The 17,897-nt window shown below is 36.0% G+C and carries 12 protein-coding genes, 1 tRNA gene and 3 pseudogenes; 9 read left to right on the forward strand and 7 right to left on the reverse strand.

Translation table 11 applies throughout. The annotated features are described in order from the left end of the window. Nucleotide 1: 1 nt before the first annotated feature. Genes clpP through lon form a run of 3 tightly spaced genes read left to right on the forward strand, consistent with a single transcriptional unit; the run spans nucleotide 2 to nucleotide 4,377 of the window. Complete coding sequence (gene clpP / locus NBW39_RS01310; RefSeq protein ID WP_006280254.1) at nucleotides 2-628, forward strand: ATP-dependent Clp endopeptidase proteolytic subunit ClpP; 627 nt, start codon at nucleotides 2-4, stop codon at nucleotides 626-628. Continuing rightward, on the forward strand, nucleotides 628-1,905 hold the full coding sequence (gene clpX / locus NBW39_RS01315; RefSeq protein ID WP_250295396.1) for an ATP-dependent Clp protease ATP-binding subunit ClpX: 1,278 nt from the start codon (nucleotides 628-630) through the stop codon (nucleotides 1,903-1,905). Before clpP ends, clpX begins: the two co-directional genes overlap by 1 nt. 15 nt (nucleotides 1,906-1,920) lie before the next feature. After that, nucleotides 1,921-4,377 (forward strand): endopeptidase La, encoded by a 2,457-nt coding sequence (gene lon / locus NBW39_RS01320; RefSeq protein WP_250295397.1) that lies wholly within the window; start codon nucleotides 1,921-1,923, stop codon nucleotides 4,375-4,377. A 388-nt stretch (nucleotides 4,378-4,765) separates the two neighbouring features. On the opposite strand, the gene terL is transcribed toward lon, so the two are convergent. From terL to hflK, 4 genes are all read right to left on the reverse strand, one after another. Beyond that, complete coding sequence (gene terL / locus NBW39_RS01325) at nucleotides 4,766-6,301, reverse strand: phage terminase large subunit (protein ID WP_250295727.1); 1,536 nt, start codon at nucleotides 6,299-6,301, stop codon at nucleotides 4,766-4,768. A gap of 295 nt (nucleotides 6,302-6,596) precedes the next feature. Then, nucleotides 6,597-8,072, reverse strand: a complete 1,476-nt coding sequence (locus NBW39_RS01330) for a DegQ family serine endoprotease (RefSeq protein ID WP_250295398.1) — start codon at nucleotides 8,070-8,072, stop codon at nucleotides 6,597-6,599. Nucleotides 8,073-8,075: 3 nt separating this feature from the next. Next, nucleotides 8,076-8,948: a protease modulator HflC gene (hflC, locus tag NBW39_RS01335; RefSeq protein ID WP_010962867.1), complete on the reverse strand. Its 873-nt coding sequence runs from the start codon at nucleotides 8,946-8,948 to the stop codon at nucleotides 8,076-8,078. 2 nt (nucleotides 8,949-8,950) lie between these two features. Beyond that, on the reverse strand, nucleotides 8,951-9,976 hold the full coding sequence (gene hflK / locus NBW39_RS01340) for an FtsH protease activity modulator HflK (protein ID WP_250295399.1): 1,026 nt from the start codon (nucleotides 9,974-9,976) through the stop codon (nucleotides 8,951-8,953). A gap of 445 nt (nucleotides 9,977-10,421) precedes the next feature. On the opposite strand from hflK, the gene NBW39_RS01345 reads away from it, so the two are divergent. From NBW39_RS01345 to NBW39_RS01360, 4 genes and pseudogenes are all read left to right on the forward strand, one after another. Continuing rightward, nucleotides 10,422-11,990 (forward strand): actin-bundling T4SS effector WalE1 family protein, encoded by a 1,569-nt coding sequence (locus NBW39_RS01345; RefSeq protein ID WP_250295400.1) that lies wholly within the window; start codon nucleotides 10,422-10,424, stop codon nucleotides 11,988-11,990. Between the two features lie 586 nt (nucleotides 11,991-12,576). Beyond that, a pseudogene (cutA, locus tag NBW39_RS01350) lies at nucleotides 12,577-12,882 on the forward strand (divalent-cation tolerance protein CutA); the annotation flags it as partial. Then, nucleotides 12,873-12,947: transfer RNA gene (locus NBW39_RS01355), tRNA-Gln, on the forward strand. The pseudogene cutA and the gene NBW39_RS01355, both read left to right, overlap by 10 nt. 18 nt (nucleotides 12,948-12,965) lie before the next feature. Next, the gene (locus tag NBW39_RS01360) at nucleotides 12,966-13,532 is read left to right on the forward strand and encodes a hypothetical protein (RefSeq protein WP_250295402.1); all 567 of its coding nucleotides are present in this window, start codon (nucleotides 12,966-12,968) and stop codon (nucleotides 13,530-13,532) included. 7 nt (nucleotides 13,533-13,539) lie between these two features. Here NBW39_RS01360 and NBW39_RS01365 read toward each other — a convergent pair whose 3' ends face one another. Then, nucleotides 13,540-13,827 (reverse strand): hypothetical protein, encoded by a 288-nt coding sequence (locus NBW39_RS01365; RefSeq protein ID WP_250295403.1) that lies wholly within the window; start codon nucleotides 13,825-13,827, stop codon nucleotides 13,540-13,542. A 1,122-nt stretch (nucleotides 13,828-14,949) separates the two neighbouring features. Here NBW39_RS01365 and NBW39_RS01370 point away from each other — a divergent pair. Beyond that, complete coding sequence (locus NBW39_RS01370) at nucleotides 14,950-15,558, forward strand: superoxide dismutase (protein ID WP_250295404.1); 609 nt, start codon at nucleotides 14,950-14,952, stop codon at nucleotides 15,556-15,558. A gap of 1 nt (nucleotide 15,559) precedes the next feature. After that, complete coding sequence (locus NBW39_RS01375; RefSeq protein WP_250295728.1) at nucleotides 15,560-16,831, forward strand: M16 family metallopeptidase; 1,272 nt, start codon at nucleotides 15,560-15,562, stop codon at nucleotides 16,829-16,831. A gap of 235 nt (nucleotides 16,832-17,066) precedes the next feature. On the opposite strand, the pseudogene NBW39_RS01380 reads toward NBW39_RS01375, so the two are convergent. Together NBW39_RS01380 and NBW39_RS01385 are read right to left on the reverse strand one after the other, a co-directional pair. Then, nucleotides 17,067-17,178: pseudogene (locus NBW39_RS01380) on the reverse strand (IS3-like element ISWpi17 family transposase); the annotation flags it as partial. Between the two features lie 112 nt (nucleotides 17,179-17,290). Then, nucleotides 17,291-17,569: pseudogene (locus tag NBW39_RS01385) on the reverse strand (hypothetical protein); the annotation flags it as partial. Nucleotides 17,570-17,897 lie beyond the last annotated feature (328 nt).

Consider the following 17,897-nt stretch of genomic DNA (forward strand, 5'->3'; position numbering starts at 1 on the left):
TATGACTCTTATACCAATTGTAGTTGAACAAACTAGTCGCGGTGAGCGCGCTTATGACATATATTCAAGGCTAGTAAAAGAAAGAATAATTTTCGTAACTGGCCCTATTGAAGACAACATGGCCAGTGTAATAGTAGCACAGCTTTTATTTTTAGAATCGGAAAATCCCGATAAAGACATTTGTATGTATATTAACTCACCAGGTGGTGTTGTAACGGCCGGTTTGTCGATCTACGATACAATGCAGTATATAAACCCAGACGTTTCAACCTTGTGTATAGGTCAAGCTGCATCTATGGGTTCTTTATTGCTTGCAGCTGGTACGAAAGGTAAGCGCTACTCTCTACCTCATTCAAGAATTATGATACATCAGCCATCTGGTGGTTATCATGGTCAAGCAACTGATATAGAAATACATGCTAATGAGATTTTGCGGGTTAAGAAAAAACTAAATCAAATTTATGAAAAACATACTGGAAATTCACTGAAGAAAATTGAAGGAATGATGGAAAGAGATAAATTCATGGATCCTGAAGAAGCGAGGAAAATTGGCTTAATTGACAGGGTGATAGCTGAGCGTACAGATATTGAAATTGAAAATATTAAAGTTAAACAAAAGGTGGGTTAATGGATAACAATAATGATTTACACTACTGTTCTTTTTGCAACAAGGCGCAAGATGAAGTAGATAAATTGATTACTAACTCTTCGGATGGTTTAAAGGTGTTTATTTGTAATGAGTGCATAGAATTATCCCATAAAGCAATAAGTCAAAAGAAAGATAGATCTTTTAATTCAGATCGTATATCTGATATGAAGCTATTACTAAAGAAACCTGAGGATATAAAAAATTTTCTTAGCAAGCATGTTGTAGGTCAAGAACATGCGCAACACGTTTTATCTGTAGCTATGTATAACCATTGTCAATCCATGGTACAATTTCATGCTATAAGTGATATTGAAATCGAGAAGTCAAATATAATGCTTATTGGTCCCACTGGTTCTGGTAAGACTTTGCTAGCCAAAACACTTGCTAAAGTTTCAGATGTGCCATTTGCTATGGCTGATGCGACAACTTTAACTGAGGCAGGTTATGTGGGTGATGATGTAGAAAGCGTGTTGTCGCGTTTATTACAAGCTGCAAATTATGACATTGCAAAAGCACAGCGTGGTATAGTGTTTATAGATGAAATAGACAAGATCACAAGAAAATCTGAAAGCACTTCAATCACCCGTGATGTTTCAGGTGAAGGAGTTCAGCAAGCTCTGCTTAAGATTATGGAGGGTACAGTTGCTTATGTTCCGCCACAAGGAGGGCGAAAACACCCACAACAAGAGTTTATACAAGTGGATACTAGTAACATACTATTTATTTGTGGAGGAGCTTTTGAAGGCCTCGATAAAATTATTGAAGCGAGAAAAAAGGGGACGTCAGTTGGCTTTGGAGCAGATATAAGTCAGTCTAAAGAGCAAAAGAAAAAGAATGCTTTACGTGATGTTCAACCTGAAGATTTAATCAAATTCGGTTTAATACCCGAATTTGTGGGGCGGGTTCCAATAACTGCTGTTTTAGATGAGTTGGACCATGAAGATTTAGTACATGTGTTGACAGAGCCAAGGAATGCGCTAATAAAACAGTACAAAGCATTGCTTGCATTTAGCAAAGTAAACCTTGAGTTTTCAGATGAAGCAATATCAGCTATTGCTAAAAAGGCTATAAGCTATAAAACAGGTGCAAGAATGTTACGTGCTATTTTAGAGTCACTTTTGCTTGACATTATGTATACAGCCGGAAATGGGGGCTTTGAAGGTAGCACTATAGTAATCACTAAGAAAATGGTAGAGTTAGGAAAAGCAACGGTTAATCATAACAATAATGGCAATGTTATAACGGTTAATGATTAATTTGAGGCATATATTATGAACATTGAACGTGTTGTGAGCTCTAGTTTTACTGCATTGTCAGTATTACCTTTAAGAGATTTAGTAATTTTTCCAAGTATAATGGTGCCTTTATTCATAGGCAGAGAAAAATCTGTTAATGCACTAGAGTATGCAATAAGTAGTAGTAGTCACCAAAATGAGATTTTTCTTGTAGCACAGAAAGATGGCTCTGTTGATAATCCAGAGCCTGAAGATCTTTATGAAGTAGGTGTGTTAGCAAACATTATACAACCATTAATAAAATTGCCTGACAATGCAGTAAAAGTTATAATCCAGGGGATAAGAAGGGGAAGAGTTGTAGAATATATTAGCTCTCATGCTTTATTACAAGCCAGGGTAGAGTTAGACAGTCATTATGAATATGAAGAAGATGAAGGCAATATCGATTTAGAGGCTTTAAAGCGGTCTGTTGTAGATGCATTCGATAGCTGGTGTAAGCTAAACAAGAAAAATCAGCCCGAGATTGTCATTAACTCCATTGATCAAATCAAAGAAGTTGATCAACTTGTAAACACGGTAGTTTCACATTTAAATATAAAAGTATCAGACAAACAAAGCATACTTGAGGCTTATGACCCAAAAGAGCGTTTGAAAAAAGCTTTTGCTTTTATTGAGAGAGAAATAAGTATTTTGAACGCACAAAACCGTTTATATAAGACAATTAAATCGCAAGTTGAAAGCACTCAGAAAGTTTACTACCTTAACGAGCAATTGAAAGCTATACAGAAAGAATTAGGCGAATTTGAGAATGGTGATGAAGGGAATATACTCAATGAATTTGAAAAAAAGATAAATGAAACAAAGCTTTCTCAGGAAGCAAGAGAGAAAGCTATAACTGATTTGAAGAGATATAAGAAAATGAACCCCATTTCTCCTGAAGCTACAGTTATATCTAGTTACTTGCATTGGTTGCTTGATTTGCCATGGGGAAAGTACAAAGATGCAAAAATTAACTTAAATGCAGCTAAAAAAATCTTAGATGAAAATCATTATGGCATAGAGAAAGTAAAAGATAGAATAATAGAATTTTTAGCGGTATTAAAAAGAGTAAAAGAGATAAAAGGTCCTATACTTTGCTTGGTTGGACCGCCAGGTGTTGGTAAAACTTCTTTAGCTCAGTCTATGGCAAAAGCAGTAGGAAGAGATTTTGTTCGCATAGCCCTTGGTGGTGTGCGTGATGAGTCCGAGATACGAGGGCATAGGAAAACTTATATTGGCTCAATGCCTGGTAAAATCATTCAACACATGAAAAAAGCTAATTCATGCAACCCGCTTTTTTTGCTTGATGAAATAGATAAGATGGGTTCTGATTCGCGTGGCGATCCTGCATCTGCATTACTTGAGGTTTTAGATACTGAGCACAATAAACACTTTACGGATCATTACTTGGAAGTTGAGTTTGATCTTTCAAGTGTAATGTTTGTAGCTACGGCAAACAGCTTAAATTTACCACATCCTTTGCGTGATAGGATGGAAATTATACAATTGTCCGGGTATACTGAAGATGAAAAAATCAGTATTGCTACACACCACCTTATTCCTAAGTTAAAGAAGGAGCATGGTTTACATCAGAAGGAATGGGACATAACTAATGAGGCGTTATACGAGTTGATACGTTTATATACACGTGAGAGTGGTGTGCGGAGTATGGAAAGGGAGCTTGCAAAGCTCATGAGAAAGGCAGTTAAAGAAATATTGACTGATAAAAGTAAGAAAATATCCGTAGAGGTTGACAATTTACAAGATTATTTAGGAGTACGTAAATATACCTTTGGTATTGCAGAAAATAAGAGTTTAGTGGGAGTAGTAACTGGGCTTGCTTATACTGAAACAGGTGGTGATATTTTGATGATAGAATCAGTCCTAATTCCAGGCAAGGGAGAAATAAAATACACAGGAAAGCTTGGAGAGGTTATGCAAGAATCTATAAAAGCTGCGTATAGTTATATTCGATCAAATTGTTTGTTCTTTGGTATAAAGCCCGAAAAATTCCAAAATAATGATATACATTTGCATGTACCTGAGGGTGCTGTGCCAAAAGATGGCCCTTCTGCTGGCGGCGCAGTATGTACGTCTATTGTTTCTCTTATGACAAATATACCAGTTAACAAAAATGTTGCTATGACAGGCGAAGTAACATTGCGCGGTAGAGTTTTAGCTATTGGGGGCTTAAGAGAAAAATTGCTTGCAGCGCTCAGAGGATCAATCAAAACTGTGATTATACCAAGTGAAAATGAGAAAGATATGCAAGAGATTTCGGCAAGCATCAAAGAAGGGATCAACGTAGTTTTTGCTAAGAATATTGATGAAGTTATGAAAATTGCTTTAATACACCCTACTACTCCAATTGATAGTGATAATCAAAATAGTGAGCCTTCCTCTATAGAAAATAAAGATGATACTTTCCTTATGTCGGAAGCATTGAAGCACTAGATTAAGAGTATCTGTTCAGAGGAGTGGCAAAAAAAATAGGTAACATAGAGGTATCCGTTTTGTCTTCCCAATAACGAAGTTTGGTATTGTATCCGTTCAGGATAGCGGCAAGACCATAGAGTAAAAGTGAGTTTACAACAAATGGTGTCATCCCAGTGCTTGACACTTGGATCCAGGAATTTTATTAAGTTGGTAAGCATAAAAGTAGCCGTTTTATGTTAAAATACAACATTTTGATGATTATGAAAAAGCTGGATTCCATTGTCAAGCACTGGAATGACATCGTTTACTATGTACCATATTGCAATGTTCGTACAGCTGTGTGTCACGCACTTTGCTTCAATATTTGCACATTAGCCACTCCTCTAAACAGATACTTGGTATTAATCTAATCCACTGCTCTCAGCCACCTAAGCGTTTTATTAGAGTTGGAGCCAAAGCCTCTGACTCTAAAGGCATTGGTGTTAGTTTTTCTTGTCCATTGCAGATATTGCACGGTACTATCCACCTGATCATCATAACGGGCTTCTGGGAACATTAAAATCTCATACTCAAAATCATTGAGCCATACCGCTTGCTGTGGCAGAAAAACCCTGCCAGACTCTATAATTGGAACAATTTGATAAAATCGAGTGAGCTTGTCATTGTGTGGCACTATTTCAATAATTGGTAGATCGCTATTTGCCTTTAGCTCTTGTGTTAATTGTTGACCACTTGTTTTTGCTTCGATTAAAATTGCGTGTGGCATCCATCTTGCAGCTAGTGACAGAACTTGCTCTTTAAGCTTTGGGTACTCAAGCTTTGCTCGATATACATCAAGTAAATAGAATTTATTATCTATTTTTGCCCAGGTGGTGCAGACACTAAAGTTGCTGGAATCGTTTGTTGAAACTGCAGTGTCCCAGCTTTGCGTTACATGTGAGAGATTATCAGGGAAATTTTTATAGCGCTTTAGCCACTCTTGTTTAATTATACCGCTTGAAAGCGGCAGAGGATTTTGTTGATATTGAGCAGCAAAAGCGTAACTCCCGAGTTCAACTTTTATCATCTCAACTTCTTCTCTTCCTCCCTCCAGGGGATATAGCAACTGACCTTCTTCTCTTGAGTATAATACTCTTGCAGGTAGTGTCATTCCAGCACTTGATGCTGGAATCCAGTCTTTTGCGGTTGAATTTTCTGGATCCCAGTGTCTGGGCACTGGGATGACAGGAGGGGGGGTTGGAATGACACCAGTATGGTTATTAATTGAATAAATAACCTCCTTATTTTCAGAAATCATTGGCAAACAAATGTGATGCCATATGTTTTTTGGCTTGGATAAGAGGTGCCCAGTTAAGTCTTCCAGGTGTAGCCTGTGCATCACAAGAACAATTATCCCTTTTTTTCTATCGTTGAGCCTGGTTACTAGAGTCTGGTCAAACCAGTTTGTGGCAGGCTTTCTAAACGTTTCACTCAAAGCTTGAGCGGGACTTAGTGGATCATCCACAATGATGAAATCTCCACCTTCACCGGTTAACGTCCCTCCAACGGACGTTGCGATTCTGTATCCTCTCTGCACTGTTTGGAATTTATATTTAGTGTTCTGGTCTTTAGATAATTTCACCTCTGGAAACAGCTCTTTATACCAATTGGATTGCATTATGCACCTCGTATCAAGCGAGTGCTTTTCGCTGAGCAGCCGAGAATAACTTGCAACTATTATTCTTGCAGTTGGCTGATTTCCCAGTATCCATGCGGGCCATGCAACACTTACACATATGGACTTCATTGAACGCGGAGGCATATTGAATATTATTCGCCTCACTTCACCTGCACTCGCCGCTTCCAGCCTATCTGCTATGACTTTTATGTACTGATAATCATTATACTTACATCCCGGCACCACCGTTTGAAAGCATAGTTCAATAAATTTTAGAAAGTTCATGATTGATATTAAGTTTACAAATGATAAAAGTAGAGAGTGTACGCAGACCCATATGATGTCATCCCAATGTCTCCTTCTTCTGTCATTCCAGTCTGGAATCCAGTTTTTATTATACAGCTGCTCAGTGTGCTCATTTACAGTGAAGTTTCCAGTGTCTGGGCACTGGGATGACATCCTTTGGTTTTTTATATGGTTATGCAAGAAATCTAGTGTAGATTTTTATTTATTTTATAAGATTGAAGTGTTACAGTAGCGAGCTTACAACACTACTGTTTTGTAAATTTAGTGAATAAAATTACTTCTTCAACCTTATTGAAGTGAAAAACTGATTTCCATTGCGGTAAATGAGCAACATTATTGAATCTTTACCGTTTTTCTTTACTGCTGAATCAACTTGTTTTTGAAAATCATTAGTATTTTCTATATCGGTTCCATCTAATTGGATAATAATGTCTCCTTTTTTAATACCACGCAGCGTGGCATTACTGTTACTATCTACATTGGTAACTATCACACCTTTTGTAGGATTACTTTCTTTTGATTCTTTTGGCAGATTTGAAACGGTTAAACCAGTTATGTAATCGGATGTTGATTTATTTTCTTCTTGATTATTACTTTGACCATCATTTGCAGATTCTTCAATCACAACCTTAATATTGACCTCTTTACCATTTCTAAGTAACTTAATTTGTACTTTTTTTCCAGGTTCAGTTCTTGAAACCATTTGAGGCAGTTGTGTCATTCTATCAATTTTTTTATCATCAAATTCTAATAATACGTCACCCACCTTAATTCCACCTTTTTCTGCAGGGCTATCCTTTACTATACCTGCAACCAGTGCACCTTTTGTATCTTTTAAACCCAAAGACTCAGCAAATTCTTTTGTTATAGGCTGAACTTGCACACCAAGCCAACCATGTTTTATTTTTTTGCCACTTTTTAATGTGTCAATAATTGACATAGCTGAATTAGATGGTATAGCAAAGCCTATACCCACGTTACCGCCAGACTCAGATGGCGAATAGATAGCGGTGTTAATACCTATAACTTTTCCATTTAAATCAAATAATGGCCCTCCGGAGTTGCCTCTATTAATTGCAGCGTCGGTTTGAATAAATTCATTCATAGTGCCGATACTAATGTCTCTGGACCTTGCAGATATAATTCCTGTGCTTACAGAGCCACCCAAACCAAATGGGTTACCTATTGCAATAACTGTATCACCAACTCTTGCTTTATCAGAATCACCAAATGCAACAAAAGGAAGATCTTTGTCAGCTTTAATCTTAAGCACAGCAAGATCAGTTTTTGCATCATAGCCTGAAACTTCTGCTTTGAAATAAGTATTATCATTCATAGTAACTGTGATATCTTGGGCGTTTTTAATAACGTGGTAATTGGTTACTATGGTTCCACTTTTATCTATAATAAATCCAGACCCAAGCAATACCACCTCTTTGTTAACACTAGGGCCCCTATCCATAAAAAACTGATCAAAGTGCTCAAAAAACTCTCTAAAATCATCAAAAAAATTATTTCTTGGCATAGGTGGAACTCTAGTTCTGCTGTTATTTTCTTGTTTGACGATTTGTTCGCTTGAAATATTTACAACTGCAGGAATGAGTTCCTCTACTAGATCAGCAAGTCCTTGACCACAGCTGCATGCAGGATCAGCAACCTTTTTTGTACTCCAATCAAACATATTAGCATGCGAAGAAAACGCAATTAAAAAATATGCAAATATAGATAAAATAAATGCCTTACTTTTCATAAACTATTTCCATCCTTTATTTAAAATATCTAAAAAGTTATTGTTTGGTGAAAGTACAAATTTAGTATTATTTTCGGCAAATGATTTACTGTAAGCGCTCATAGAGCGATAAAAGTTAAAAAACTCTTCATCAACCTTAAATGCTTCATTATAAATCCTGGTTGCTTCAGCATAACCACGGCCCCTTATTTCATACGATTCTTTTACTGCACTGGAGATAATTTCCCTTTTTAATTTATCAGCTTTTGATCTAACTTCCTGCCCCGCTTGCTCTCCTTCTGCTCTAATTTCTTTTGCTTCTTTTTCCCTTTCAGTTTGCATACGGCGAAATATTGCAGAACTATTTTCTTCTGGTAAATCTGCTCTCTTAATTCTTACATCTATTATTTCTATGCCAAATTTTTCAGCTTCAGAATAAACTCCACGCTGAATCAATTGCATAACCTCTGATCTTTTTTCGTTCAACAAACTAATCAACGAAAATCTGCCTATATTTTCTCTTATGTGTGCTTCTATAACCGGATACAACCTTCTAACCAGCCCTGATTCATTCCTCACAGCCTGGTAAAAAGTAACAGGATTTGTTATTTTATATTTTGCATACGCATCTACTATAATACGTTTTTGATCCGCTGTTATCACTTCCCTTGGGATCTTATCAGGACTTAAATCTAAAACTCTTTTATCAAGAAACTCTACACTGTTTATGAATGGTAACTTAAAATATAAACCACTTTCCCTAACATCTCTTACAACTTTACCGAGTTGTATAACTATCGCTTGCTTTGTTTCTTGCACAACAAATATTGAATTAAATAAAACAATCAATAAAACAACAAATACAGAAACAAAAACAATTTTAATATTACTACTCATAGTTATTTCCCTAAATTTGTAAGAGGTAAATAAGAAAACATACCTTTCAGATCATCAGTTACAACAACTTTGTCTACCTTACTGAAAATATTTTCCATAGTTTCAAGATAAATACGATTCTTAACGAGAGAAGGATTTTGTCTATATTCCTCATAAAGAGATAAAAAGCGGTTTGCATTACCTTTTGCTTCATTTATTACTTCATTTTCATATGCTTGTGCATCTAATTTTATCTTTATTGCTTCACCCTTTGCTCGAGGTATAATATCATTACTATAAGCATATGCTTCGTTTATAGTACGCTCTTTGTCTGCACGAGCACTTTGTACATCTCTAAACGAACTGATTACTTTTTCTGGTGGATCAATTTTTTTCATTTGAACAGATAAAATCTCTATGCCCATTTGGTATCCATCAAGAATCTGCTGCAATAGAATTCTAGTATCTCTAGAAATTTCTGGTCTGCCTTGACCAAGTGCAAAAGAGATCGTGTTTTTACCTATTATTTCTCTCATGGCACTTTCAGCAGCATTTTTAACACTGAAACCGGGTTTGTAATCCCGCACTTTGAATAAATAGTCCTTAGCATCTCTAACGCGCCACTGAACCTCAAAGTTAACGTTGACTATATTTTCATCTCCAGTTAGCATCACACCTTCGCCGCGATCTGTATCTCGGCCATAAGAACCGCTTACCCCAATTTCTTCACGATTTACTTCCTTAACGTTCACTTTAAAAACCTTGCCAATAGGGTAGGGGAAGTGATAACGCAAACCAGGTGTTTCCGTATTAGAATATTTACCAAAGGTAAGTTCTATACTTTCCTCACTAGGATGGACAATATAAAAGCCAGTGCAAGCATAGAACAGCAAAATAATGAAAATGATAAAATAAGGTTTTTTGCCCCTATTCCTGGTTAAGCCAGTAAAAAAACACCTTATATCAGATACAGCTTTACTTAAAATATCTTCACTATTGGGACCTACCGGTTTCTTTCCCAGATTCCAAGGATTATTCTCATCAAACATAATGATTGATTCTATAATTAATACGCTAATATTACTTATCTTATAAGAAAATGCAAAACTATTTTATTTACAAATTAATTGTCAGGGTGAAAAACATGATCATACACTTCCTTTTCTCTATGTAGTATGGTTGACTCTATGGAATTTTCTGGCTTTTTTTTGAATTCTTTATTGTCACTCTTTAGGTGCATTACGTCTTCGTGAAAATGAAGATTATACTTAAATAGTAAAGCTATTATTATTAAAGTTGTAACAGCTAAGAAGATGAGTGTCCTTTTTCTATGCCTCATAAATGCTGCAGCTTCTTAGCCTAATTTTCCACACTACCAAAAAACACGTCAAGCAAAATTATTCTTAAATAAATAAACGTTCGCAGCCAAATTAACACTAACTTAAGAATCGAGGGTGTACAATATAATATATTTAATTAATAGTGAGGTTTAAAATGTTACCTAATAATGAAACAAATTCAAATGTTGTTGAAATACAACAACTTCAACAACAAAATAATTCTACGCCTTCTTCAGAGGATTTATTAAAACAAAAAATAGAATCATTGGGGAAAGAAATAAAATCATTACAAAAGCAGGGTCGATTGGACCGTGGTATTTTTAGGTTGGGAGCAATTGGCTTCATATCTTATCTTGTTGCAACCAACTGGTCAGCAATTGCTTCTGCTTTTTCAACTACAGGAACAGCTACAGTCGCCGCAGGAACAGCTGCTGTACCAATAGCTGGAATTGTAATTGGAGCAGTAGTAGGAGCTATTGTTTTGGTTGGTGCTTCTTATGCAATGTGGAAATATAGAGCACAAATAAAAGAAGGCTTCAAATATGCTGCAGAAAAAACAGTTGATGGGGCGAAATATACTACTGGGAAAGTTAAGGACGCGTCAACATACGCTGCAGGAAAAGTTAGAGATGGTGCTGTGCATGTTAGGGACTCAGTAAAAGAAGCTGTGAGTTCTGTGGGACAAGCAACAAGAGAGGGAACTAGTTCTGCATTAAGAGCAATGGGGGATGGCGTTCAAAAATTTGGGAGAAAGATGAGTAATGGTGGTGCGAGCATGTCTAGTTTAGACGGCATCCCATATTCAATAGGTAATGAAGGTCAAACTGTTGTTTTGAAAACAGAAGAAAAAACAAGGAATTTCAATAGTGTAAAGGAGATGTTTATTAAGGAAGTTCTTGAAGACAAAGCCGTGAATAACTCTGCTTTAACTAAGGAAATATTTTCTAAATTGGGAGAAAAAATATTAGAGAAAGCTTATTCTGTTGATGGTCAACAAAGTGCCAAAAAGGACCAGTTGATCAATCAGTTGAAACAGCAAATAGATTTTGTCAATAAATTAGACGCTAAGAAGTTGCAAAATTTGTTGTCTAAAGATGATAACAGTCTCTATGAAATTTTCTCTGAATATCATGATGAAGTTAAGAGGATTGTTAAAGAATGCAAAACAGAGCATAAACTTTCTAACTGTATAGAGAATCTTAATAGAGTAGCAGAGAAACATGGTAAAAGTAGAAAAGGTTCAACGCAATCTATTGAAAACAGCTTGTCAAAAAGCAGTTCGCTAAATTCTATAGGAACTGAAAGTACTGCTACTGTCTCTGATTCAGATTCTCAGAACTTTGCAACAGTCCGTAGAAGCAATTCATCTAATATCTTAAATGCTTCTCCTAAGCTTACTCCAGTTGCTCCACCAAAGCCACCTAGAAGCGCCTCATTGACTAACTTAAATGGACAAAGTTCTTTCAGTGAAGATGTTCTCAGTGATCCTATTGTGGAGCAAAACCTGGATAGTTTGAGTAACAGAACTCTCACTCACAGTAATTCTACTGACAGTGGAATGGGTTCTGGTTCTTCTACGCTAACAAGAAAACAAGTTCTTCCTTTAAAAGAAGAATTTGACAGAGAACTCGAAGAAAAGTTGGCAAAACGACACGCATCTCTAGATCAACCTAGTGCAGAACCTGTCAACTCAAGAGCTACAGCAACTCCAGGAACAGTGTAATAAGTAAAACTTCTACCTTCTCCAAAAGGATGTTACTCGTTGAGTAACATCCTTTTTTGTTTTTGACTATAGTCGACTTAAATTTACAATTAGAGTTTTTACATTATCCTCTGTCATTCCAGCACCCTCTCTTGTCATCCCAGTGCGTGACACTGGGATCTAAGTTTTTATGCAAAATTATTATATTTATATATTTGCAAATAGGTGCAATTTGGAATGATTTGTATTGTGAAATTAAGAAATGAGATCCCAGTGTCTGGGCGCTGGGATGACATCATATAGGCTACTTAAAGGACCCAAAAAGGGTGTCATTCCAGTGCTTGACACTGGAATCCAGCTTCTATGCAACCTCATCAAAAACATTCATTTAGTGTAAGATCAGCTACTTTCCATGCTAGTTTGCTTATGAACAAGCAAACTTTTCTGGATCCCAGTGTCTGGGCACTGGGATGACAAGAAGAGGACACTGGGATGACAGAAGAGAGTGCTGGAATAACAGAAAAATCTAATCTATTTTCTCTTGATGAATAAATCTCAGTAGAGTATAGTAGCAATGTGTTTATATAAATTCTAATGAATAGTTTAGTTTTCAACTTTTTCAAATTTAAATGAGGCTAAAACTATTTCTGAAGAATTGTTAAACGAGAAGTTAATTGTATGTGTAACTGAAGTGAATTCTCTGTATTTATGGAAGGGTGAAATTGATAGTAGTTGTGAAGTAGTAGCAATTATGAAAAGCAAAAATGATCAAGTTGATAAAATTGTAGAAAAAATCGAAGCAATGCATTCTTACGATCAGCCAGCTATTGCTGTGATGCCCATAGAAAAAGCAAATAAATCTTTTACTAATTGGGCTAATAGTGTTATTGATGTAAGTAGTATTGGGGTGTAGCCAAGTGGTAAGGCAGCGGTTTTTGATACCGCCACGCGAAGGTTCGAATCCTTCCACCCCAGCCATATTGAAGTGGGTGTGAAATGATATCACTTTTCTATAAATTAAGGTTATTTAATTATATACTAGGCAGCTTGAAAGATATAGTTGTAAAGCTGTTTCTCTGCACAATGTATCTTTACACGTTCAGCATTGTGCTGATGTTTCTCAGCAATGGTTTTTGGTATGCTGTAGAATTTGGCTCTTTCAAAAATGCGTTTTACCATTTATTTCAATATTGCAAGTGGTATTATGAAAATAGGGAAGACCTCGGTTACGGAATTTCTATTCGAATATTAGTGGCGTTTCTTACTCCGCATTTTCTCTATAAGTTGTTCCTTAGCACAGGCTGGAAGTCCTTTTTAAAGCAACAGATACTCAGGTTCATAATTGCAAGAAGAAAAAAGGGTAGTAACAGTAGTATACCAAGTGGCAATAGTCATAGTAATAAGAATAATAACAGTAGTTACGGTAACAATAATGAGCATCACGCTCAAGATGCAAAGCGAAAAGTAAACATGATAAAGCAGCTATTAATCAAAGATATAGAGGCAACTATAGATAGGAGATTGCATGATATTTTTTTCGGTAAAAGGAGTAAACCTCATTGAAAAGGCTTTATTTAGTAAGGCTTTTTAAGATTGGCTGTATTTTATTTTTTACATATGTTGGATCACAATCAGCCAGTGCACATGTGTGTACAAAATCTTGACTAAAGTCTGACAACCAAGAAATTGCCTTACGTTTTTCTACCAAGCTTTCTGTTTTTTTACAGTTACTTGCTGCATCAATCATCGCCTGAGCTATTACTGATTTCCACAGCAAATAATACCTTTGTATATCATCTGTCGTACTATTTGTTTCATAGTGGTTAAAAAATTCTTTAAAATTGAAGTTGTTTGACATAATGATACCTCTTTGGATTGAAATTTGAAGTGATTTGAGTTTATGCCGCTGCGCGCTATAGCTAAAGTGACTTAGGTTTACCGATAATTTGAAAAACAAAAATTCGTCATTCTGCTACTTGTTAGCGGAATCTATGCTGAGATACCGCACGTAGGAAAACCTTTCTTGGGTTAGCTATAAATAGCAGTCCTCCTTTCTTGTCATCTAAGTAGCCTTTCTCTTGTCATCTAAGTAGCCCCTTTCTTGTCATCCCAGTGCGTGACACTGGGATCTCATTTTACTTTATGACGGTGTCATCCTAATACCTTCTCCTGTCATCCCAGTGCTTCCTTCTTCTGTCATCCCAGTGCCCAGACACTGGGATCCAGAAAAGTTTGCTTGTAAGCAAGCAAACTAGCACAGAAAGTGGTTACAACATTTTCGATGAGATTATATGGAAAACTGGATCCCAGTGTCACGCACTGGGATGACAAGAAGAGGGCTACTCGGATGACACCCTACTAGCAGAAGTTACTCTCAAATATGTTAGCTACAAACATTAAGAAATTTACCAAACGGAAAAAAAGGCAAAAGAAGCCCTGGTCATTTTCTATTTTCAGTATTTGGCGTTTTTAAAGTCTTAAACGCTGCAATTTAGCTGCTTTTAAGTGCAACTAACCTTAGCTAAAATATTTAAGAAATTTACTAAGCAGAAAATAAAGGCAAAAGAAACCCCGTGGTAATTAGTGTTCACTTCCTAATCCTGCAAATTGGCGTACTATACTGTCTTAAACGACTTATAAGCGCGTTTCAGCTTGAAAACCCAGAAATGTTGTGAAGACATAAGGTGCACATAGTGCAAAAAATTAAAAATAAGACGCCAACTACGTTGTTTTCTTGCTGTTTAATCTGCACAGATGAAGATAACTGAATACCTTCAGTTTCATGATAAGGGGGCTGGCAGAGTTTGTCAAGGAAGTTTTTGCATTCAATCCGTTTCTATGGCTTATATAATAATCATTATTGTGATATAAAACTTAGAATAATGCAATAGATACCTAAATGTTTTAGCTATTAATTATATGTTGCACAAAAGCATATATTGCCCTACCATCCAAGTAGGTCAAAAATAAAGAGGTTTTTATGAGTTTTACTTTACCTGAATTACCATATGATAAAACAGCTTTAGAACCTTACATATCTGCAAAAACCTTGGATTTTCATTATGACAAACATCATAAAGGGTATTTAAATAAACTTAATGAGTTAGTTAAAGATACAGATTATCAACATGTGAAAATTGAGGAATTAATAACAAAAGTGCATGGTAATAGCGATAAAGTTCCCATATTCAATAACGCAGCGCAAGTTTGGAACCACACTTTTTATTGGAATTCAATGAAAAAAAATGGTGGTGGTAAGCCTAAGGATAGTAGTCTTCTAGCAAAAAAAATTCAAGACGATATCGGTGGCTTTGATAAATTTTATGAAGAATTCTCCAATCATGGAGTAAGCCAATTTGGTAGTGGATGGGTATGGTTAGTGCTTGAAAAAGGAAAGCTCAAAATCACCAAAACTCCAAATGCAGATTTGCCATTAATTTATGGCCAAGTTCCATTACTCACTATGGATGTCTGGGAGCACGCCTATTATTTAGATTGTCAAAACCGTAGAATTGACTACATAAAAGTTTTCCTTGATCATTTGATTAATTGGGATTTTGCAGAAGAAAATTTAAAAGAGAATGCATAAGATGAATACACCTCAGGTAACGAAATTAGATAATGGTCTGCGCATAATAACTGAGCAGGTGCGTGATGTTGATTCAGTAACTTTAAGCATACGAGTTGGTGTTGGCAGTAGAGCAGAAAGTGCAAATCAAAATGGAATATCCCATTTTCTAGAACACATGGCTTTCAAAGGAACGAAGACAAGAACTGCGTTTGAAATTGCAAAAACTTTTGACGACATAGGTGGGGTTTTCAACGCCAGCACTGGTAGGGAAAGCACCACCTATTATGCAAAAGTTCTCAAGAAGGACATCAAAACTGGTATTGATATATTAATAGATATATTGATGAATTCTACGTTTCCAGAAGATGAATTGGAACGTGAGAAGGGCGTTGTAATACAAGAGATTTTTCAAACTAATGATTCACCAAGTGACATTATTTTCGACAAATATTTTGAGGCAGCTTATAAAGGTCAACCATTTGGTAGGTCAATCTTAGGCACGCAAGATACTGTAAAATCTTTTACTCGAGAAGATTTAGATAATTACATAAATGAACATTACTTTGGCGAGAATATGCTATTTGCCGTTGCAGGAAATGTTGAACATGAAGAAGTTGTTGCATTAACCAAAGATTTTCTCTCAAAGATTCATTCTAAAGAGCTGAAAAAAAGCCAAAATGCGAGCTGTACTGGTGGTGAGTATTTAGAACATCGTAAATTAGATCAGGTGCACTTGCTAATTGGTCTACCTAGTGTTTCTCGTTATGACGATAAATATCACACGTTTCAAGTGCTTGATTCTATATTAGGGAGCGGAATGTCATCACGTCTGTTCCAGGAAGTAAGGGAAAAGCAGGGGCTGGCTTACTCTGTTTACTCATTTAATTCCAGCTACACTGATACAGGGATGTTTTCCATTTTTACTGGCACAGATAGTAGTAACTTAGATAAGCTTTTAAAATCTATAACGACAGAGTTGAAGAAGTTGTCTACAGATGATCTAAAGGAAGAAGAAGTAAATAGAGTGAAAGAGCGAGTAAAATCCCAAATTTTAATGTCGCGCGAAAGTGTGAGCTCACGTGCTGAAACATTGGGACACTACTACGGTAACTATAATAAATATATCAGTAAAAGTGAATTAATAGAAAAAATTAGTGCAGTTACCACTGCTAACGTAAAAAAAGCAGCAAAAGAATTGTTATCTCAGCATGAAAAAACCACTCTAGCTGCAATTGGAGAAATTAAATCATTGCCAAGTTACGATAAAGTGGTTTCTATGCTTAAAGCTTAGTGCATTCTATTATATTGATTTGGCTGCTTTACAATAGATCTTCATAATTTAGCACAGTGGTTAAAGAAGTGTAAAGTTGAAACAATGTGCCATGAACCGGATATACAAGAAATTATACGAATCTTCAACCTCCTCTTTCAATAATATTATTATTTCTATTTTGCGTAACTTTTTCCGTATAATTTTTAGGAGGTACTGGTGGTGCAAGTGGTTTTTTGCTTACAGGGTTTGAGTTTATGTCTTTCAATCTTGCTAATACTCTATCACGCCAATCATATAAATTTGTTGATGGTATTACTACATATCTCTGCTGTGCTCTTTTGATTTTTTATTGCTTCCAAAGCTATCTTTGCTTTTAACTCTGCTTTTTTGTTCTCATACTATACTCCATTCTTTTCTTTTCCCTTTTTACTCGGATTAACCAATTTTTTTTGGTCTAATTTATGGGGTGCATTATACTTCACACCAAGCAGTCAGAACGGCATAAAAACCACCATAACAATGCGCAGCGTCAGTGCCTAAATGTCTTCTTACTTCTTCAAAATACACTGCTTCAATATCTGAAAATCTTTCCCTCATCTCATTGAGCCACATACGAAAATTTAAGAAGTGCATTCCACCTCCGCTGAAACGGCTACCATGAAAGTTTTCACTCCCACTTTGAATTACTCCGTCTTTGAGAATAGCCCAGCCGGTTTGTTTGCCGACTTTTGTGTTTGAAGCACATCTACACTCAATGCCCCTATACTAATATATACCGACCACTTTTTCCGGGATTTTCTGAAAAAAAGTTAAAATAATTTTAAGGCAGCTAAGGAATTAAAGAGCTTTGAAAACCAGCTATATCTTTTACAGCAGCTTCTTCGCTATTTGAGATCTTTCCATTTTGGAAATAACTGGTTGTTGGATTTAAAAGAGGTTGTGTGAGCTTTTGATGAAAGCAATATATTTAGATCGTCAATTACGCTATAACAGCCCTTAAAAACGTTTTAAAGAATGGTATTGTAGTAGAGAGATTGTTTTGGCTCCATTCCCTTCTTGTAAAGCTAAAGATACTAATGTTAGC

The organism is Wolbachia endosymbiont of Oedothorax gibbosus (assembly GCF_936270435.1).
In the GTDB taxonomy this organism is placed as follows: Bacteria; Pseudomonadota; Alphaproteobacteria; order Rickettsiales; family Anaplasmataceae; genus Wolbachia.